This is a genomic window from Sulfitobacter sp. W027, assembly GCF_025143985.1.
Lineage (GTDB): Bacteria > Pseudomonadota > Alphaproteobacteria > Rhodobacterales > Rhodobacteraceae > Sulfitobacter.
The window spans coordinates 3,095,832-3,115,469 of record NZ_CP083564.1; the positions used below are offsets into that span (position 1 = coordinate 3,095,832).

General features: G+C 61.1%; 22 protein-coding genes and 1 tRNA gene. 13 read left to right on the forward strand and 10 right to left on the reverse strand.

The features are described 5' to 3' along the window. The first annotated feature begins 54 nt into the window (after positions 1–54). From K3759_RS15175 to rpmE, 3 genes are all read left to right on the forward strand, one after another. The gene (locus K3759_RS15175; RefSeq protein ID WP_082849512.1) at positions 55–216 is read left to right on the forward strand and encodes a DUF1328 family protein; all 162 of its coding nucleotides are present in this window, start codon (positions 55–57) and stop codon (positions 214–216) included. Positions 217–465: 249 nt separating this feature from the next. Then, the gene (rplS, locus tag K3759_RS15180; RefSeq protein WP_093927311.1) at positions 466–843 is read left to right on the forward strand and encodes a 50S ribosomal protein L19; all 378 of its coding nucleotides are present in this window, start codon (positions 466–468) and stop codon (positions 841–843) included. Positions 844–854: 11 nt separating this feature from the next. Next, positions 855–1,076, forward strand: a complete 222-nt coding sequence (gene rpmE / locus K3759_RS15185; RefSeq protein WP_067262252.1) for a 50S ribosomal protein L31 — start codon at positions 855–857, stop codon at positions 1,074–1,076. Between the two features lie 177 nt (positions 1,077–1,253). Here rpmE and K3759_RS15190 read toward each other — a convergent pair whose 3' ends face one another. Beyond that, positions 1,254–1,937 (reverse strand): hypothetical protein, encoded by a 684-nt coding sequence (locus K3759_RS15190; protein WP_259983039.1) that lies wholly within the window; start codon positions 1,935–1,937, stop codon positions 1,254–1,256. Between the two features lie 233 nt (positions 1,938–2,170). Here K3759_RS15190 and K3759_RS15195 point away from each other — a divergent pair, with 233 nt between their 5' ends. After that, positions 2,171–2,980, forward strand: a complete 810-nt coding sequence (locus K3759_RS15195) for a division plane positioning ATPase MipZ (protein WP_259983040.1) — start codon at positions 2,171–2,173, stop codon at positions 2,978–2,980. Positions 2,981–2,982: 2 nt separating this feature from the next. Here K3759_RS15195 and K3759_RS15200 read toward each other — a convergent pair whose 3' ends face one another. Further along, positions 2,983–3,867, reverse strand: a complete 885-nt coding sequence (locus K3759_RS15200; RefSeq protein ID WP_259983041.1) for a DMT family transporter — start codon at positions 3,865–3,867, stop codon at positions 2,983–2,985. Between the two features lie 26 nt (positions 3,868–3,893). Then, on the reverse strand, positions 3,894–4,343 hold the full coding sequence (locus tag K3759_RS15205) for a MarR family winged helix-turn-helix transcriptional regulator (protein ID WP_259983042.1): 450 nt from the start codon (positions 4,341–4,343) through the stop codon (positions 3,894–3,896). 67 nt (positions 4,344–4,410) lie between these two features. Here K3759_RS15205 and hmgA point away from each other — a divergent pair, with 67 nt between their 5' ends. The 7 genes from hmgA (at position 4,411) to K3759_RS15240 (ending at position 12,035) form a co-directional block, all read left to right on the forward strand. After that, complete coding sequence (hmgA, locus tag K3759_RS15210) at positions 4,411–5,772, forward strand: homogentisate 1,2-dioxygenase (RefSeq protein WP_409202492.1); 1,362 nt, start codon at positions 4,411–4,413, stop codon at positions 5,770–5,772. 27 nt (positions 5,773–5,799) lie between these two features. Then, positions 5,800–7,053, forward strand: coding sequence for a fumarylacetoacetase (fahA, locus tag K3759_RS15215; protein ID WP_259983043.1), 1,254 nt, complete (start codon positions 5,800–5,802; stop codon positions 7,051–7,053). Between the two features lie 46 nt (positions 7,054–7,099). Beyond that, positions 7,100–8,050, forward strand: a complete 951-nt coding sequence (locus tag K3759_RS15220; protein WP_259983044.1) for an MBL fold metallo-hydrolase — start codon at positions 7,100–7,102, stop codon at positions 8,048–8,050. Then, positions 8,050–8,310: a hypothetical protein gene (locus tag K3759_RS15225; RefSeq protein WP_259983045.1), complete on the forward strand. Its 261-nt coding sequence runs from the start codon at positions 8,050–8,052 to the stop codon at positions 8,308–8,310. The genes K3759_RS15220 and K3759_RS15225 overlap by 1 nt, the downstream gene beginning before the upstream one ends. Before the next feature lie 16 nt (positions 8,311–8,326). Next, the gene (locus K3759_RS15230; protein WP_259983046.1) at positions 8,327–9,934 is read left to right on the forward strand and encodes an FAD-dependent oxidoreductase; all 1,608 of its coding nucleotides are present in this window, start codon (positions 8,327–8,329) and stop codon (positions 9,932–9,934) included. After that, positions 9,931–10,119, forward strand: a complete 189-nt coding sequence (locus K3759_RS15235) for a DUF2783 domain-containing protein (RefSeq protein WP_259983048.1) — start codon at positions 9,931–9,933, stop codon at positions 10,117–10,119. The genes K3759_RS15230 and K3759_RS15235 overlap by 4 nt, the downstream gene beginning before the upstream one ends. A gap of 236 nt (positions 10,120–10,355) precedes the next feature. Further along, the gene (locus K3759_RS15240) at positions 10,356–12,035 is read left to right on the forward strand and encodes an ABC transporter substrate-binding protein (RefSeq protein WP_259983051.1); all 1,680 of its coding nucleotides are present in this window, start codon (positions 10,356–10,358) and stop codon (positions 12,033–12,035) included. A gap of 68 nt (positions 12,036–12,103) precedes the next feature. On the opposite strand, the gene K3759_RS15245 is transcribed toward K3759_RS15240, so the two are convergent. The 7 genes from K3759_RS15245 to clpS all read right to left on the reverse strand — a co-directional run bounded on the left by K3759_RS15245 (position 12,104) and on the right by clpS (position 16,981). Beyond that, a complete protein-coding gene (locus K3759_RS15245) occupies positions 12,104–13,039 on the reverse strand; it encodes an acetamidase/formamidase family protein (protein ID WP_259983053.1) in 936 nt (311 codons plus the stop codon). Beyond that, complete coding sequence (locus K3759_RS15250) at positions 13,036–14,004, reverse strand: Gfo/Idh/MocA family protein (RefSeq protein WP_259983055.1); 969 nt, start codon at positions 14,002–14,004, stop codon at positions 13,036–13,038. The genes K3759_RS15245 and K3759_RS15250 overlap by 4 nt, the downstream gene beginning before the upstream one ends. A gap of 75 nt (positions 14,005–14,079) precedes the next feature. Next, positions 14,080–14,511 (reverse strand): thioesterase family protein, encoded by a 432-nt coding sequence (locus K3759_RS15255; RefSeq protein WP_259983057.1) that lies wholly within the window; start codon positions 14,509–14,511, stop codon positions 14,080–14,082. Between the two features lie 143 nt (positions 14,512–14,654). Further along, a tRNA-Met gene (locus K3759_RS15260) sits at positions 14,655–14,731 on the reverse strand. Positions 14,732–14,844: 113 nt separating this feature from the next. Next, entirely contained in the window at positions 14,845–15,645 is an 801-nt protein-coding gene (locus K3759_RS15265) for an SDR family NAD(P)-dependent oxidoreductase (protein ID WP_259983059.1), read from the reverse strand. A gap of 19 nt (positions 15,646–15,664) precedes the next feature. Continuing rightward, positions 15,665–16,657 carry a class I SAM-dependent methyltransferase gene (locus tag K3759_RS15270; protein ID WP_259983062.1) on the reverse strand — a complete coding sequence of 331 codons (993 nt, stop codon included), beginning with the start codon at positions 16,655–16,657 and terminating at the stop codon, positions 15,665–15,667. A gap of 3 nt (positions 16,658–16,660) precedes the next feature. Further along, on the reverse strand, positions 16,661–16,981 hold the full coding sequence (gene clpS / locus K3759_RS15275) for an ATP-dependent Clp protease adapter ClpS (RefSeq protein ID WP_259985657.1): 321 nt from the start codon (positions 16,979–16,981) through the stop codon (positions 16,661–16,663). A gap of 159 nt (positions 16,982–17,140) precedes the next feature. Between clpS and K3759_RS15280 the strand changes: the two genes are divergently transcribed. Further along, positions 17,141–17,848, forward strand: coding sequence for an HAD family hydrolase (locus K3759_RS15280; RefSeq protein WP_259983064.1), 708 nt, complete (start codon positions 17,141–17,143; stop codon positions 17,846–17,848). Positions 17,849–18,113: 265 nt separating this feature from the next. Further along, positions 18,114–19,592: a D-alanyl-D-alanine carboxypeptidase family protein gene (locus K3759_RS15285; protein ID WP_259983065.1), complete on the forward strand. Its 1,479-nt coding sequence runs from the start codon at positions 18,114–18,116 to the stop codon at positions 19,590–19,592. Positions 19,593–19,638 lie beyond the last annotated feature (46 nt).

Below are 19,638 nucleotides of genomic sequence, written 5' to 3' on the forward strand. Positions count from 1 at the left end.
CGGAACTCGGCCCCGCGCGATGCGTTGATCTCCCATATTGGAGGGAGAAACCAAATGCTTGAACTTATTCTCATTCTGCTGATCGTCGCCGCCGTCGCGGCACTCTTGGGCTTTGGCCGCGTGTCTGGCGCGGCAATGACTGGGGCGAAGGTACTGATCGGCATCGTTCTGGTGCTTTTCCTGCTCGTTGTCTTGGGCGTGATTGCGCTGGCCTAAGCTGCGCAGGATCAAAGCGACACCAACCCCCTTGATCCTGTGGCTATTGCCCCCTATACCCCGCGCATCCGGAATCGCTTTGGCGGCTCCGGTGCTTTGCGTTTTGCGCAAAAGACCAAGTAATGACGACGATACCTCCGGCGGAAGCCCTGCGGTCTGAAATGACCCGGCGCTGCCCGACAGAACCCGAAGCTCTGGGTCGCAACATAATTTCGTGGAATACCGCGAACATCATAGGAGAATGGTCAGATGAACCTGATCGCAGAGATCGAGGCGGAACAAGTCGCCGAACTGGGAAAAGAAATCCCCGACTTCCGTGCTGGTGACACCATTCGTGTTGGCTTTAAAGTCACCGAAGGCACCCGCACCCGTGTGCAGAACTACGAAGGCGTCTGCATTTCGCGCAAGAACGGCCACGGCATCGCCGGGTCTTTCACCGTGCGTAAAATTTCCTTTGGCGAAGGCGTGGAACGTGTATTCCCGCTACACTCGACCAACATCGACAGCATCACCGTTGTGCGCCGTGGCCGCGTTCGTCGCGCCAAGCTGTACTACCTGCGCAGCCGTCGCGGCAAATCCGCACGGATCGTCGAAAACGCTCACTACAAGCCCCGCGCGAACGCATAAAGGACTGGTCGATGAAAACCGATACACATCCCGAATACCACATCATCAACGTCAAAATGACCGATGGCACTGTTGTGGAAATGAAATCGACATGGGGCAAAGAAGGCGACCAACTGTCGCTCGATATCGACCCTTCCGTGCACCCTGCTTGGACCGGCGGCACTGGCCGCATCATGGACACCGGCGGCCGCGTGTCGAAGTTCAAAAACAAATATGCAGGTCTGGGCTTCTAAGCCTACCCTACATTGCGAATGCAAAGGCGCGGCCCCTATGGGTCGCGCCTTTTGCGTTTCAGGGGATGGGGCCGTGTCAGCGCGTTTTTGGCAAGCGCGGTGCAGCGGTATTTTTAAAAGGATGAAATGAGGGAGGGAGCGCGCGGAACGCCACCGGCGCGCGCTTTGGCAGCCGGGTTAAAGGCGGCGTTCTTGCAGGGCGGCTTGGGCACCGTAGCCGTGCAGGTGGGACAGAACCGCGCCATAGGCGATGAGCATATAGGCGAGCAGTTCGGTCCCCTCTTGCACGGTGGTTTTGACCTGTGGGTCATAGGCGGCGCCCATGACGGCTTCCCACAAGGTGCCGGTGCCAAACGTCCGCGAGAAAAAGAGCAGCAGCACCACACCAATATAGACAAAGGTGGCCGAGCGGGTTTGCAGATGGTGCAGCATTGGCAGGAGCGTCGTTCCACGGTTGCGCCATGCCACGAAACAGCCAGCGGCGAGCGTGATCAGGGCGGGATAAATCCAAAAGCCGTGTTGGATACGGTCCAGCGCGGCGTCATATTCGCGCAGGAACATGCAGGCGAAAAGCGTGGCCGTGAGTGTTAGATAGCCCCGCATGCCCACATGTTTATAGGCGCCCAGCAAGAAGATCGCAGCAGCGATGGCGAGAAGCGTATTGTGCAGGTGCTCGGTCAGCGACTCTTCGGAGACGCCATCACCCAGAACGGTTGTATCAAGGTAGACCGTGACCGGTACCAGCGCTACCAGCGCACAAACAAGCGCGAATTCGGCGATCACAGCGCCCAGCGATGGCAGCACGCCACGCGCTGTCTTCGGTTTTGAAACGCCGGATGCGCCGGGGGTGTGGTCTGCCATAGGGAGGCCTTGCTTCTACGGTTGCGCGGGCCGCCGAAGGGGGCGGCAAAACGCGGTGTTACACTGCACCTGTGCCCGTGAAAATAGGGTGAATCATTATGATGTCCAAAAGCTGCAGACCTGCCACGGTTGGGCCGAACATGCCCCCACGCCACTTTCCAAAGCTGTGAACCCTACATATAGTGCGGATCAACAATATCCTGCTGAAACGGCAGGCGCGAAGGGACAGCAGTATGGCGCATATTATCGTCGTCGGTAACGAAAAAGGCGGCGCGGGCAAATCGACCGTTTCCATGCATGTGGCGACGGCTTTGGCGCGCCTTGGCCATAAGGTCAGCGGGCTGGACCTCGACCTGCGGCAGCGGACCTTTGGCCGCTATATCGAGAACCGCCGCGATTTTATGCGCGAGTCTAGTCTGACGCTGGCGAGCCCTACTTTGTGTGAGCTACCGGATGTAGAGGCCAGCACCCTACGCCCCGGTGAGAACATGTATGATCACCGTCTGAGCGCCGCCGTGGCGGAGTTAGAGCCGGATAATGATTTCATCCTGATCGACTGCCCCGGTTCGCACACGCGCCTGAGCCAAGTCGCTCATTCGCTGGCCGACACGTTGATCACCCCGCTGAATGACAGTTTCATTGATTTTGACCTTTTGGCCCATATCGACGCCAATGGAGAAAAGATCACCGGGCCGTCGGTTTACTCCGAGATGGTTTGGAATGCGCGGCAGTTGCGCGCTCAGGCCGGGCTTTCGGCGATTGACTGGGTTGTGGTGCGCAACCGTTTGGGCGCTCAACGCATGGTCAACAAAGAGAAAATGGAGCGCGCGATCAACAACCTGAGCAAGCGGATCGGCTTTCGCACAGCGCCAGGGTTCAACGAGCGTGTGATCTTTCGCGAGCTGTTTCCGCGCGGCCTGACCCTGCTGGATCTCAAGGACATCGGGGTGAAGCAGCTGAACATCTCAAACATCGCCGCGCGGCAAGAACTGCGGGATTTGATTAAATCGCTGGATCTACCGGGCGTCACTGCCGACTTTTAGGTTCAATGTTGCGGCAGCGGGGGCACGACGCGGCGGCGGCGTGACAGGGCGATGAGGTTCGACAAGAACAGCGCGCTCACGACGATCCCCCCGCCAATCAGCGCATAGAGGCCCGGGTCTTCGCCCAGCACAGCCCAGACCAAAAGCGGGGCCAGCACGGATTCCAACAGCACCAACAGCCCGACCTCGGCGCTTGAGATATAGCGCGGCCCAAGCGCGATGAGCCCGGCGCTGGCCGCCATGAAGACCGCATAGAGCAGCAACTGTGGCAGTTCATCTGACGGCATCTGCAAAGGCTGCGCGATGGGCAGCAAAACCGCTCCGGCCAGCAGATAGGCCAGAGCAACCGCTGGCACCATGGAGACCGCCCGTGCGTGGCGTGCCGCTGTCAGCGCACCCGCAAAGATCGCCGAGATCGACAGCGCCAAGAGATCGCCCGCGCGGGACGCATTCTCGGTCTCGCCTGAGCCGAAGGCGATGACGGCCAGCCCAGCCAATACCGCGCCGATGGTAAAGAACATGCGCCGGCTGATCGGCTCAGCAAGAAACACCCGACTGTAAATTGCCGCGAAGACCGGCAGTGAGGCGAGGATGAAGACCACATTGGCCACCGAGGTCAGCCGCACCGCAAGCACAAACCCGACCCCGGCGCAGGCCACGCCGCCGATGTAGATCGCGCTGGCCCACCCGGCGCGGCGCAGGGCGCGGAAGGGGGCGGTGCCTTGAGCCAGCAGCAGTCCGGCTCCAATCGCCAACCCCACGAGTGTCACCTTCCAGAACGCCAGCGTCAGCATCGGCGCGTCAATGACGCGCACGAAAAGCGCTTCGGGAACGATGCACATCACCCCAAGAAAGGTGAGCAGGAGGCCTTTGGTCTGATCGGTCATGCGCCATCGGTGGCGTTTTCCGCCGCCTAAGTAAAGCCCCCCTGCCCTGCGTCGGACAGCTTTTGCAATGCCCTACGCAGCACCGCCGCCTCGGCCGGGTCCAGCGCGTCCATCAGTGCGGCGTTATAGCGTTGCGCCACGGCGCGTAGATCGTCATAGGCCGCTTGGCCTTGGCGGGTCAGCGCCAGATGCTCGACCCGCCGGTCCCCTGCGTCGCGGCTACGGGTTACAAAGCGCCGCTCGGAAAGACGATGCACGGCGCGACTGATCTTGGTCTTATGCATCCGCGCGCGTTGGCCGATCTCGCTCGCCGTGAGCTGCCCGTAAAGCCCAAGATGAAACAACACCCGCCATTCGGTGCGCAGCATGCCATAGCGGCTTTTGTAGATCTGCTGAAACTCAAGCGACGACGCTTCTGCCGCTTGGTTCAACAAATAGGGCAGAAAATACTGAAGTTGAAATTCGTCGTCCGCCATGCCGCACCGCTTGTTAGTTACAAATCCAACTATTACAGTCGCAACAGATTCTGCAAGGGGGGCACAGATGACCAGCCACAGCGCGCCATCTACCATGACAACCGCGGCCACCACATTGGGCACGCATCCGGGTTATATGCCCGGTTTTGGCAATGACTTTGAGACAGAGGCCTTGCCCGGCGCGTTACCGCAGGGCATGAACTCTCCGCAAAAGTGCAACTACGGGCTTTATGGAGAGCAGCTTTCCGGCACAGCATTTACCGCGCCAAGCCACGCCAATGAGCGAACGTGGTGCTACCGCATTCGGCCCTCGGTGAAACATTCGTCGCGCTATACGCGGATCGATCTGCCCTATTGGAAGTCCGCGCCGCATCAGCCGCAGGATGTCACCAGCCTTGGCCAATACCGCTGGGATCCGGTGCCACATTCCGACGCGCCGCTGACATGGCTCACCGGCATGCGCACCATGACCACGGCGGGGGATGTGAACACGCAAATCGGCATGGCGAGCCACATCTATTTGGTCACCGATAATATGGTGGACAGCTATTTCTATTCCGCCGACAGTGAATTGCTGATCGTCCCGCAAGAAGGCCGTCTGCGCTTTTGCACCGAGTTGGGCGTGATTGATCTCGCCCCACAAGAGATTGCGATCATACCGCGCGGGCTGGTTTACCGTGTGGAAGTGCTTGACGGGCCCGCGCGCGGCTTTGTCTGTGAGAACTACGGCCAGAAGTTCCACCTGCCAACACGCGGCCCGATCGGCGCAAACTGTATGGCGAACCGGCGTGATTTCAAGACACCCGTCGCAGCCTTTGAGGACCGCGAGGTGCCCTCCACCGTGACGATCAAGTGGTGCGGCCAGTTCCACGAGACCAAGATCGGGCATTCGCCGCTCGACGTGGTGGCATGGCATGGCAACTACGCGCCGGTGAAATACGACCTGAACACCTATTGCCCGGTGGGCGCGGTGCTGTTCGATCATCCTGATCCATCGATCTTTACTGTGCTAACCGCGCCCTCGGGCGTCGAGGGCACCGCCAATATCGATTTCGTTCTGTTCCGCGACCGCTGGATGGTGGCCGAGGATACCTTCCGCCCGCCGTGGTATCACAAAAACATCATGTCCGAACTGATGGGCAACATTCACGGCCAGTATGACGCCAAGCCCAAGGGGTTCGTCCCCGGCGGCATGAGCCTGCACAACATGATGCTGCCGCATGGGCCGGATCGGAACGCCTTTGAGGGCGCGTCGAACGCTGACCTGCAGCCCCATAAGCTCGACAACACGATGTCCTTCATGTTCGAGACTCGCTTCCCGCAGCACCTGACCGAATTCGCCGCCAAGGAAGCGCCCTTGCAGGATGACTACATCGACTGCTGGGAGAGCTTAGAAAAGAAATTCGACGGCACGCCGGGCAAGAAATAAGCCCGCCTGCCCCCTGAAAGGACCGACATGACCCTGATGACTTCTTGGGTGGAAAGCGCCAACAGCGCTGAAACCGACTTCCCCCTCAACAATTTGCCTTACGGTGTGTTTACGACAAATCGGCTGGAAGCGCGCTGCGGCGTGGCGATTGGGGATCAGATCGTGGACATGGCCGCGCTGGAGGAAGAGGGTCTGATCACCCTCGCCGAAGAGCCGGTGTTTGATGTGCCCTATTGGAACGATGTGATGGACCTTGGCCCTGCGGCATGGGCGTCGTTGCGTGCGCGGCTGGTGGAACTGCTCAGCGCCGATGCCCCGGATCAGGCCGCTGTCGCCCCGCATCTGGTGCCGATGGACGAAGCGCGGCTGCACATGCCGATGATGGTCTCGGAATACACGGATTTCTACGCCGGTAAGCATCACGCGACCAATGTCGGCACGATGTTTCGCGGGGCCGAGAATGCCCTGCCGCCGAACTGGCTGCACATTCCCATTGGCTACAATGGCCGCGCTTCTACCGTCGTCGTTTCGGGGACCGACATCACACGGCCCAATGGCCAGTTGAAAGCCCCCGACGCCGAGATGCCCCATTTCGGTCCCTGCCAGAAACTCGACATTGAATTGGAGATGGGCGCGATCGTCGGCACCTCGACCGAGATGGGCCAGCCCATCACCATCGACCAAGCGGACGAGATGATCTTTGGCTACGTCCTGCTCAACGACTGGTCCGCGCGGGACATTCAGGCGTGGGAATATCAGCCCTTGGGCCCGTTCCAGGCCAAAGCCTTTGCCACGTCGATCTCCCCGTGGATCGTGACCCGCGACGCGCTTGAGCCGTTTCGCACTTCGACGCCGGAGCGGGAGAAAGACCTGCTGCCCTACCTGCGCGAAAGCAAACCCGGCCTTTATGACATCGAGCTTTCCGTGATCCTCCAACCCGAGGGTGGCGAGGCTGAGGAAATCGCCCGCACCAACTACCGCGAGATGTATTACTCCGCTGCGCAGCAGCTGACGCATCACGCTTCCTCCGGCTGTGCGATGAACGCGGGCGATTTGCTGGGGTCCGGCACGATCTCCGGCCCCGAAAAATCACAACGCGGGTCGCTGTTGGAACTGTCATGGGGCGGCAAGGAGCCGATCACCCTCGCAGACGGCAGTAGCCGCAGCTTTGTCGAAGACGGCGACACGCTAACCCTCACCGGGCATGCGCAGGGCGACGGCTTCCGCGTGGGTTTCGGCAGTTGTACCGGCAAAATCCGCCCGGCAATCGACTTTTCCTGAACAGGCCGCGCAACCGCGCAGACAAACCAAGACAGAAGGACATCACATGGCCAAGCAATTCGCATCCCAAGGCGACATGACCGAAAAGGAAATCTCCTTCACCGAAGTTGGCGAGGGACTTTACGCCTTCACCGCCGAGGGCGATCCGAACTCTGGCGTCATCATCGGCGACGACAGCGTGATGATCATCGAAGCGCAGGCCACACCGCGTCTGGCGAATAAGGTCATTGAATGCGTCCGCTCTGTCACCGACAAACCGATCAGCCATGTGGTGCTGACCCACTACCACGCCGTACGCGTGTTGGGGGCATCGGCCTTTGGCGCGCAGCAAATCATCATGTCCGAGAAAGCCCGCGCCATGGTCGCCGAGCGCGGCCAAGAAGATTGGGACAGCGAATTCGAACGCTTCCCCCGCCTGTTTGAAGGCCACGAGAGCATCCCCGGCCTGACCTACCCCACCACCACCTTCAACGGGCGGATGAGCGTTTACCTCGGCAAGCGCCGGGTCGACATTATGCAACTGGGGCGCGCCCATACGGCAGGGGATGCGGTGATCTATGTGCCGGATCAAAACGTCATGTTCACCGGTGACATCGTCGAATACCACTCCGCCTGCTATTGCGGGGATGGGCATTTCCACGACTGGCCCGGCACGCTGGAACGCATCCGCGCCTTTGACCTTGATGCCATCGCACCGGGTCGCGGCGACGCGCTCATTGGCCGCGAGAGGGTCAACGCGGCGATCGACAGCACTGCAGACTTTGTGAGGTCAACCTACCGCCCCGCAGCCCGTGTGGCCCTCCGCGGTGGCACGCTGAAAGAGGCATGGGACGCCGTGCGCGCCGAATGTGACCCCAAGTTCGGCGACTACGCGATCTATGAGCACTGCCTGCCTTTCAACGTCGCCCGCGCCTATGACGAAGCGCTCGACATCGACACCCCGCGCATCTGGACCGCCAAACGCGATAAAGAGATGTGGGAGGCGCTGTCGGACTGATGGATATGCTGCCCGCGATCCTCAATGCGCTGCTGGTGCTGGCCGTGGCCGTTTGGGCCTATCTTGTCTTTGCAATGGTGATGGACCAGCGCCGCGACGCGGGACGGCGCAGTCGACAACCCTTTGCCGGGCTGCGCGATGAAGGGCGGTCTTGGCTGCATTGGCTGCGCTCGTCTGACCATCACCGAGCACGGTGGAGGTTGGTCTGGGCTTCGCTGATCCTGCTGGCAGTGATTGCCGCCCGGACGCTCGTGACCTAACAGCAAAGGAGCTGCCATGGCCTATACCTACACCCCTTTCCCCTACAGCCCGCCGCCCGGCCTGACCGCGCCCGAGCCGCGGCATCCGGTGGTGATTGTTGGCGCGGGCCCCATTGGTCTGTCGATGGCTGTCGACTTGGCGCTGAAGGGCGTGAAATCCGTGGTGCTCGACGATAACAACGTCGTCTCCCTCGGCTCCCGCGCGATTTGTTGGGCGAAACGGACGTTGGAGATTTTCGACCGTCTGGGCATCGGTGAGCGGATGCTGGAAAAGGGCGTGACGTGGAAAGTGGGCCGCCAGTTTCACGGCGAGCGGGAGGTATACAACTTCGACCTTCTGCCAGAGCCGGGGCATAAATACCCCGCTTTCGTGAACCTCCAGCAATACTATGTCGAAGAGTATCTAGTGGAACGCGCGCAGGATTTCCCCGATCTGATCGACCTGCGGTTTCTAAATAAAGTGACCGATCACAAGGGCCACGCCGACCACGTCGAACTTACGGTTGAGACGCCGGACGGGCCATATACACTGGAAACCGACTGGTACATTGCCTGCGACGGCGCGGGCTCTGCCACTCGTAAACGCATGAACCTGCTTTTCGAGGGCCAGACCTTTGCCGAGCATTTCCTGATCGCTGATGTGGAGATGGAAACCTCCCCCTTCGGCGACCATGACACACCGGAGCGCTGGTTCTGGTTCGCGCCGCCTTTCCACAACGGCCAATCTGCTTTGCTGCACAAACAGCCTGACAATATCTACCGCATTGACCTGCAACTTGGGCCAGAGACCGACCCGAAGGCCGAGGCAACCGAAGAAAAGGTTGTACCGCGCTTGAAACAGATGCTGGGCGACGCCCCTTTCCGGCTGGATTGGATGAGCGTTTACAAATTTCGCTGTGCGCGGCTGGAAAAGTTCGTCCATGACCGGGTGATCTTTGTCGGCGACAGTGCCCATGTGGTCAGCCCCTTTGGTGCGCGGGGCGGCAACGGCGGGGTGCAGGATGTTGATAATCTCGGCTGGAAACTCGCCGCCGTGGTACGGGGCGAGGCTCAGCCCAGTCTGATCGACACCTATGACAGCGAACGCGGCCATGGCGCGGATGAGAACATGCGCAACTCCGCCCGCGCGACCAATTTCATGACGCCGAAATCCGCCATCGAGACCCTGTTTCGCAATGAGGTGCTAACCCTTGCCGCGCGGCACCCCTTCGCCCGCAAGCTGATCAACTCAGGCCGCCTCTCACAGCCCTGCACACTGCACGACAGCCCGCTGCAAACTGCCGGCGATGCGCCTCTGCGCCCCGGCACCGCCCTCATCGACGCGCCCCTTGTCGGACCTGCTGGGGAATGCTGGCTTCTGGGAGAGGTTCAGGGGCAGTTCGCCCTGCTCGCGATAGGCGGCATTACCGCCCCCGATCTCCCCGGTGTCATCCGCATCGGCATCGACCAATCACAGGATGCCTACCCCTGTTTCGCGGGCAAGGATGGCCATGCGCGGCGGCGCTATGGCAGCGGGTTCCTCTATCTGCTGCGCCCTGATGGCCATGTCTGCGCCGTCTTTGACCAGCCCGACAAGGCCGCAATCGCCCGCGCCTTTGACCGTGCAAAAGGAGCTGCCGCATGATCCTTGACGACAACCTCGGAACCGATGGTGACAGCGTCTATGCCGTCCTCATGGCCACCCACGAAGGGCTGAGCGAGGCCGAAAGCCACGCCCTCAACGCACGGCTGGTCTTGATGCTGGCCAATGAAGTCGGCGATCGCGCGCGGCTCGAAGCGCTTTTTGCGGCGGCACGCGATCTGGCTTAAACCGCCCGTTTAAGACAAATTTCCCTGATCAACCCCGCTTGTCGGGCCGCTTTCCTGCGCTAACTTGCTGTTCACCTTACCGCGACAGGCTTGACGCAACGCGCCTGATCGGCAGACTAACACCCCGCGCCCACCTCAAGAGGCGTGATTAACGCAGGTCAACTGCATCACCTGACCCGACGCAAACTCGGGATTTGTGGCGGCACCCGGCCATCGCACCAACAGAGAGGAAAATCATGGAATTTTTGACACGCACCGGAAAACCGCTGCCGCAATCCGTGCTGAATTCAGCCGAGAACGCCAAGAAAGACCCCGTCAACAGGCGCGAGTTTCTGGCGATTGCGAGCGCCTTCGGCGCCACGTCCGCCACGGCCTATGCGATGCTTGGCATGGCCGCGCCCGCACGCGCCGCGGCCCATGCCAACCTCAAAGAGGGCGGCACGGTGCGGATGCAGATGGAGGTGCGTGCCCTGAAAGACCCACGCACCTACGACTGGTCGCAGATCGCCAACTTCAGCCGCGGCTGGCTAGAGTACCTTGCGATTTGGGAGAATGACGGCACCTTCACCCCCGGCCTGCTGGAAAGCTGGGAGATCAATGACGACGCCACCGAATACACATTGAACGTCCGCAAGGGCGTCACGTGGAACGACGGCACCGCTTTCACCGCGCAGGACGTCGCGCGCAACATCGAAGGCTGGTGTGACAAATCGCTCGAAGGCAACTCCATGGCGGGCCGTTTTGCCACGCTGGTTGATGAAGAGACCGGCAAAGCTGTCGAGGGCGCGATTGAGGTGGTGGATGATCACACGGTCAAACTGAAGCTACCCAAGTCCGACATCACGCTGATCCCCGGCATGGCCGACTACCCCGCCGCGATCACACCCGAGGGTTTCGACCCCGACACCATGTTGGACAACCCCAAGGGTACCGGCCCCTACCTGCCGGAATCGCTGGAAGTCGGCGTGAAAAGCGTTCTAGTGAAGAACCCAGACCACACATGGTGGGGCACTGAGGTCTTCGGTGGACCCTACATCGACCGTCTGGAATATATCGACTACGGCACCGACCCTTCCGCATGGATCGCCGCCGCCGAGGCCGAAGAGGTTGACGCCTTCTACTCTATGGAGGGCGAATACATCGACGTGATGAGCACGCTTGAAGGCTGGGTCGAGAACGAGATCGCCACCGCGGCAACCATCGTGATCCGCCCTAACCAACTGGCAGAAATCGACGGCATGAAGCCCTATGAGGACAAGCGCGTGCGCAACGCACTGCAACTCGCGGTGGACAATGCCGTGCTGCTGGAACTGGGTTATGCCGGGCGTGGGATCGTGGCCGAGAACCATCATATCGGCCCGATGCACCCTGAATATGCCGAGATCGAGCCACTGAAAACCGATCCGGAAGCCGCCCGTGCGCTGATGGAAGAGGCTGGCATGGCCGATTACGAGCATGAGCTCTTCTCGATCGACGATGCGTGGCGCAAGGACACCACCGATGCCGTCGCCGCACAATTGCGTGACGCAGGCATCAAGGTAAAGCGGACCATCTTGCCCGGTTCGACCTTCTGGAACGACTGGGTGAAATACCCCTTCTCCTCCACCAACTGGAACGCGCGGCCTTTGGGCGTGCAAATCTGGGCGCTGGCCTACCGCTCGGGCGAGGCATGGAACGAGTTCGGCTATGCGAACCCCGAATTCGACGCCCTGCTATCTGAGGCACTGGCCACGGCTGATGTCGATGCACGGCGCGAGATCATGGCGCGGGGCGAGAAGATGCTGCAGGACGATGGCGTCACGATCCAGCCCTATTGGCGCTCGCTCTACAACCACACCCGTGAGGGGCTGGTTGGCGCGGCGCACCACATCGGGTTTGAATACCACCCGGCGCGGATGGCTTGGGCGGAAGAGTGATCTGCCACTAGGTAGAAACGCGAAAGGGCCGCAGCGATGCGGCCCTTTTTCTTTGCGCGGCGGCGCAGTTACCCGCCAATCAACTCTTTCGCCATCATCATATGCACGCCCTTTTCGCGGTTCACCGTCTGGGTGATGCGCAGATCCCCGGCCAGCGAACAGAGCACATAGGCATCCTCACGGCTGATCCCTGTGCGCTCAGACACCAGCGCGATCATGTCCCTCAGGGCCATCTCCGCGCAGCGGTCAAGGTCGGGGGCCATGCCCATGGTGATCACATGGGTTGGCGTTTCGGCCTGCGGATAGCTGACTGCCCGATCCTTTAGCACGGTCAGACGGAAGCGCCCCTGTAGCGCCGTCTCAATCGCCGTGACGCAGACTTCGCCATCGCCCTGCGCGCCATGCCCATCCCCGCAGGAAAACAGCGCCCCTTCGTTGAAGATGGGTAGGTAAAGCGTGCTGCCCGCCACCAGTTCCTTGTTATCCAGATTGCCGCCATGCTTGCGCGGCTCAATGGTGGCGATCCGGCCCCATTCCGGCGGCGGTGCCACGGCCATGACGCCAAAGAACGGGGCCAAGGGCAACTCCAGCCCCCATGGCAGCCGGGCGATGCCCCGCTCTGCGTCCAGCGGGATATTGGTGTGATAGGTCTCGATAAAATCCTGCGGCAGCGTGCCAGCCAAGGGCCGGATGAAGTTATACCCCCAGTCCTGCCGCAGCGCGACATCGAGGATATCCACCTTCAGCACATCACCGGGCATCGCGCCTTCGACGGCCACCGGGCCGGTCAGAATGTGACCGGGCAGCGGCGGCGGTCCAGCATCGTGGATGTCGTAAAGTTCGGGCGGGACGTGGAACCCCTCCGGCGGCAGGCAGTTGGCCGCGCCGGAAACGGTGTTGATGATCACCTCGTCGCCGCTTTGGATGGTCAGCGCGGGCGGGCGGCTGGCCTCGAAATAGCCCCAGTGGCAAGTCTTGGGTGATGCATTCAGCGTGGCTGTCATGACTGCACCCCTCCGTTGGACAAGATGCTTTCGATAAGCTCCTGCACGCGCAGAGCCTCCTCTGGTGCCGCCAGACGGCTGGTTTTGCCCGCCATCAGCAGCGCCATGTCATCAAGCTGCGCTTTGAGGCTGGTGGCGCGGGTGTCGGCGGGGCTGGTGTTGGTCGGCGCGAATGCCTCTCCGGTCGAGACGGTGTCGATGGAGAATTCCGAGATGCGGCGGCTGGCTTTCGCACCTTTTACCGTTACCTCCTGCCGGTCCGGCTGCGCGCCGCCGATACTGCCGAGGATCGAAACCGGCAAACCTTCGGCGTTAAACAGCCGCGCCGCGACATGGGTCTCGCATAGCTTTTCGTCGGGGTATTCCGCGTGGGCCCATTGCAGGGTCAGCGGCCCCAACACCCGCTCGCTCAGGAACAGAAAATGCGAGATCACCTCGCGCGTCATGCCCCCCTCTTCGGCAAAGCGCAGCCAATCCGCATCCACCTGCCATGCGCGCGGCCAAGCCGGGTAGGTCACGATAATGTCGATACCGCAAAGATCACCGAGCGCGCCCTCACGGATCGACCGCGTCAGATCGGTCAGCGCTGCCCCCGCCGCTTGCGTGAAGTTGACCGCTGCCGGGACGCTCGCGGCCTGCAACTCGGCCACCAACGCACGACTTTCCGCGATGTCCACCCCGAGCGGCTTTTCGAGGAAGATCGCCTTGCCCGCCGCCGCGGCCTCAAGCGCATAGGCTTTGCGGGGCACTGGAGGACAGGCGAGGTAGACCAGATCGACATCGGCCATCGCCTCGGACGCCGTGGGGGATACCACCGCCTCCGGCGCGACCTCTTGCGCGGCGGAACAGGCCGCAGGGTCCGGATCCCACATGGTGGTGACCGTGAAGTCGGGGTGCAGCACCATGTTCTCGGCCATGCGCCGCCCCATGATCCCCAATCCGATTACCGCCGTTCTGATTGTCATCTTCGTCTCCCTCGATATGCCGCGCGATAAGACGCTGCATTCGGGGGAACTTCAACTGCTTGCGGGGCGATTGCCTCAGGCGAGGTCGGCGCGGACCAGTGGCTTGATCACGTGGGCCAGTTCTTCGGGCGCGGATTGGCTTTTGAACACATCCGCGATGGTAAAGACGCAGGTAAACGACCCCTCAAAGCACAGCGCCCCATTCTGCCGCGCCTTCATGCCGAAGGTGATGGACTTGTTGCCAAGCCGGGTCGGATAGGTCTCACACATCAGCTTGTGGCGCGGAGTGACCGGGCTGCGAAAATCCATTGAAAGGTTCACGAAAGGCGTGCCGATGTTGCGGTCGATCTGAAGCTGGAACCAGCCATCGCCGTCGAAATGCGCCTCCCACCACGCGTTGATCGCATCCAGTGCGAAATAGGGCAGCCGCGCGGTATAGGCGATCTGCGCCGGGTCGCAATCGCCCCAAGTGACGTTGATCTCGTGAACAAAATTTTCCGTGGTCATAAGGCTGCCTTCATCTGCTCAGGCCTGCGCAGTGCCGCGCGGGACGTTGGCTATCTTCTATCCCTTCCAGCCCGGCGTGCAACCCGAGGGCAAACGGCGCGCAGCGTGCGAAAGCCGAAGGGCCATACGAAAAAGGGGGAGGATGGTGGCGTTACCTGGATTTGAACCAGGGACCTAACGATTATGAGTCGTTCGCTCTAACCAACTGAGCTATAACGCCGTGGCGCGTCGGATAAGACAGCTTCGCATTGGGGTCAAGGGCGAAAACCGGATCATCGTGATTTTGCCTTATAAAAATGCCGCAACACCGCGTGCCGCCCTAGACGGCTTTCCTCAGTGCGCGGGCGCCGAAACCACATCCAACAGCGTACGCCCGCCGTCGATGGTCATTATCTCACCCGTCATAAAGCCCGAGCTTTCGGCCGCGAGGAACTGCACCGCCTCACAAAGCTCATTCGGCCCCGCAATGCGGCCCAGTGGCGTATGCGCGCGTATGTCCTCGCGCCAGTCGCGGTTGTCAGCCACGGCAGCGCGGAGTGAGGCGCTCATCACCGATCCAAAGGAAATCGCATTCACCCGAATCCGATGCTGCGCCAGTACCAGCGCCAGAGAGCGGGTCATCTGCTGCACACCAGCCGAGGCGATGGCATAGCCCATCATATCCGGCTGGTGCCGCTGCGCCGCGATGGAGCTGAGGTTAATGATCGACCCCACCTGCCCCTCGGTCTGCCCTTCGGCCTGTTTAATCATGCGCCGCGCGACTTGCTGCGACAGCTGCAGCGCTGTCATCAGGTTCTGCTGCAGCAGCGTCTCGACGGAGGTGTCGTCAACATCCAGCGGATCGGTCGGCATCACCTGCCGCGAGGCGTTCACAAGGATGTCGACCTGATCGTATGCGTCGATGGTGGCTGAGACGAGATTGGCAATGGTCAGACGTTGCCGCAAATCTCCCGCGAAGACGCGGATATTGCCCTCGTCCGGCGTGTCGCCCAACTCCTCCATCAGCTTTTTCTCGTTAGAGTCGGCACACATTACATTGGCGCCCCGGTCGGCCAGATGCCGGGCAATGGCAAGGCCGATGCCGTCTGCCGCACCGGTGATGATGGCCGTTTTACCAGAGATCGAGAAAGACATCGGGATACCCCCTAAAGGCTTAGCGGCGGCGGGTCAGCGGGCGCGTGGCATGGAACAGTTTGAACCGCGCATCGCCCCCCAGTTCCGCCACCTGCGCAAAGCGTTTTTTCAGTTCCGCCTCATAGGGCAGATGCCGGTTTGCAACCATCCACAGATCGCCCTGCCCCGACAGGATACGCGCGGCGGCGGCAACAAAGGCCTGACCGATCTGCGGCTCGGCGGCGCGGCCGGTATGGAAAGGCGGGTTCATCACCACTGTGTCCATTCGATGTGGCGGCTGCCATTCGGTGGCGTCTTCCCAGTGGAACAACGCCCGGTCGTCGGTCACATTATGGCGCGCGCATTCCAACGCCATATGCCCCGCCTCGACCAGATGCACCGTCTTCACCTTGGGCCGCGTCAGGATATGCGCTGAAAGGAACCCCCAGCCCGCGCCCAAGTCAGCCACTTCGGCCCCGAGGTTATCGGGCAGCACATCCACCAAAAGCGCCGAGGCCAGATCAACCCCATCCGCCGAAAAGACCCCCGGCGCGGTCCAAAAGCCCGCTTCGGTCTGGGCTGGGCCCGCTTCCCAATCGGTGAAGAAATCGCTGCTGCTGGCGTCGATCCAGTAAAGCTTGCCATGTGCTTTTGAGATCGGCCCCTGAACCGTCACCCGCGCCCGCATCTCGCGCAGGATCGAATCCGCGCCATCGGTCTTTTGCCCATCAACCACTACCGGCCCATCGCTGACGGCGCAGGCTTGCGCGACCAGGGCGCGGGCTTCATGTTTGGCGCGTGGTAAGCAGACGATGGCGGCGGCATAGCGCCCCTCCACCGAATGCGCGGCGTCATAGCCGCGGGCGGTCCAAGCGTCATAGGCCGGTTTGAAATCGTGGATGATCTTGCAACGCTCTACCGGCAGATCGGCCAAATCGGCATCCACGGGGGGCTGAAAAAGGACAATCGTGCCTGTTTCGGGCAGTTCCAGCCCACCGCCGTTCAGGGCCAGTTCCAGTCGCGGATCAATCACGTGTTATTCTTCTTTTTCCATAGTGCATTGCAGCGGATGCTGGTGACGCCGGGCGAAATCCATTACCTGCGCCACTTTCGTCTCCGCGATTTCGTGACTGAAGACGCCAACCACGGCCAGCCCTTTTTTGTGGACCGTCAACATGATTTCAAAGGCCTGCGCGTGGTTCAGGCCAAAGAACCGCTCCAGCACATGCACCACGAATTCCATCGGGGTGAAATCATCGTTCAGCAGCATCACTTTATAAAGCGGCGGGCGTTTGGTCTTGGGACGGGTCTTGGTCAACAACTCGGTATCGTCACCGTCTTTCGGGCCATTCGCCATCAACTGCCAGCCCGGCGCGGGCCGGTCTGTTGCTTGGGTCGTCCAATCTGCTTTCACGTCGTCACGGTGCATTGCTGCTCCTGCGGCTGGGGGTAGAGCTTGTTCGTCGTGCAGCCGTCTATATAACCCCTAAACCAATTTAGGAAAGAGGCAGCACATATGGGCGGGGCACTCACCACCATCGGTTTCGATGCGGATGACACATTGTGGCATAATGAACGCTACTTTGCACTCTCCCATGACCGTTTTGCAGCCCTTCTGGCCGAACATAGTGAACGCGACCACCTGATGGCCCGTCTGCTGGAGGCCGAGCGGCGCAATCTGCCGCATTACGGCTACGGCATCAAAGGCTTTACTCTGTCGATGATCGAGACCGCGATCGAGGTGACAGACGGCAAACTTCCCGCTGAGGTGATTAACGATCTGCTCGCCGCCGGGCGAGAGATGCTGGCCCATCCGATTGAACTGCTGCCCCATGTTGAGGAGGTACTGGAAACCCTGCGCGGCCAATATCGACTGATCGTGGTGACAAAGGGCGACCTGCTGGATCAAGAGCGCAAACTGGCGCTATCGGGACTGAGGGAGAGGTTCGATGCGGTCGAGATCGTCTCTCACAAGACCGAAGCCGCCTATCGCCGCATTTTCAAGCAGCACGGCGACGGCGCCGCGCGCGGGCTGATGGTCGGCAATTCTCTGGCCTCTGACGTGCGCCCAATGATCGATGCGGGCGGTTGGGGTGTCTATGTCCCCCATGACCTCACCTGGGCGATGGAACATGCCGAACCGCCAACCAATTCGCCCCGATTTGCCGAGATTAGCGATCTTTCGGGGCTCACTGAAACAGTTAGAAAGATCGTCTCAGGGTGACTCGCAAGGGGCGGTGAGTCGCCTCTGTACACCCCGGAAACTCGCCCAACTACTGCCCAATTCCTGCCCAATTCTCGCCTTATTCGCGCTTATAGTGGGTTGAGCTATGCCAGCCTCTACATATTGGAGGAGAGATCCCCCGATTTTTCACCTGTCCCATAGATTCGACGGCTTCCGCGATGCGCCGTCCTATGCTAGCCTTAAACCAATTAATAAATGGTCAGTCGAAAATCGGCGGCTCGAGGCAGTAAAAAGGCAGGCTAACATGAAGGCTCGGCGCATTCAGCCGGCCCGTTACGGGCTATTTCTATTCGCAGCACTCTGGGTTCTGGTCATCTTACCGCTCAGCGCCATGGCTGCCCCCTATGCCGCCTATGTTATCGACGCCCGCACCGGCAAAGAAATCCACGCCGAGAACGCCGATACCCGCCTGCACCCTGCCTCTCTCACCAAGATGATGACCCTCTATATTGCCTTTCAGGCGGTGGAGCGGGGCGAACTGTCTCTCGATACGCAGGTCACCATCTCCCAAAACGCGGCATCTGAACCGCCCAGCAAACTGGGCATGCGCCCGGGGCAAAAAATCGCCCTGCGCTACCTGATCCGCGCCGCCGCCGTGAAATCCGCCAATGACGCCGCCACCGCTATCGGCGAAGCCATCGAAGGGTCCGAAGCCGCCTTTGCCCGCCGGATGAACCGCACCGCCAAACAGCTTGGCATGACCCGGACTACCTTCAAAAACATGCACGGACTGACCGAAAACGGCCACCTCTCTACTGCGCGCGATATGACGGCCCTGGGCCGTCATCTGCTTTATGATTACCCGCAGTACTACAACCTTTTCTCGCGCATCACTGCCGACGCCGGTGTGCGCAAGGTCTCGCACACAAACCGCCGCTTCCTAAGCTCTTACAAAGGGGCAGACGGGATTAAAACGGGCTACACCCGCGCTGCCGGCTTTAACCTGACCGCCTCGGCGGAACGCGGCAACGAGCGGATCATTGTTACGGTCTTTGGCGGCAACTCGACCGCCTCGCGCAATGCCAAAGTGGCCGAACTGATGGACCTCGGTTTCCGCCGCGCGCCATCTTCGGCACCTCTTAGCAAGCCAGTCCCCCCGGTCTATGCCGATGTAGAAGACACGCCCGCCGCCCCCGGCGCCGCAGGCAAAACGATCCGCCTTGTCGGAGCCGTCACCGCCTCCAAACGCCCCCAGCTCCGCCCCCGCAGCGAAGTTGTGCTCGTCGCGACCGCCACGGCACCTGACGCGACCAGCGTGGTCTCAAACAGCGATATCACAGCCGCGCTGCGCGAAGCCGTGCAGACGGCCCCCACACCGCCAGCCACGGCATCTACAGCCACGCCAGAAGCTAAAGAAGCCGAAGTGGTCCTCGCCAAGGCCCAAGCCTCCGCCCGCCCCGAACCGCGCCCGCAAGACGTGACACTGGCTGTTCAGCAAGCGGTAGAGCAGGAAATCGTAACCCGCGTTTCAACCTCTGGCGGTCGCCACTGGGGCGTGAACGTGGGCCGTTACCCAAGCCGCTATGCTGCGGAAAAGGTACTGCTGAAAACCGCGCTGGCGGAAATGTCGACGCTGGATGGCACTCTGCGCAAAGTGGTGCAGCGCCCTCAGGGCTATGACGCGAACTTCCTTGGCATGTCCCGCGAAAGCGCCGATCTGGCCTGCCGCCGTCTCGCCGCGCGCAACGTCAGCTGCTTCATGATTGGCCCAAGCGAAGGTTGAGGCGGAGCACACCGCCGCCCTCAAGCGCCCCAACCCATCTTCATTC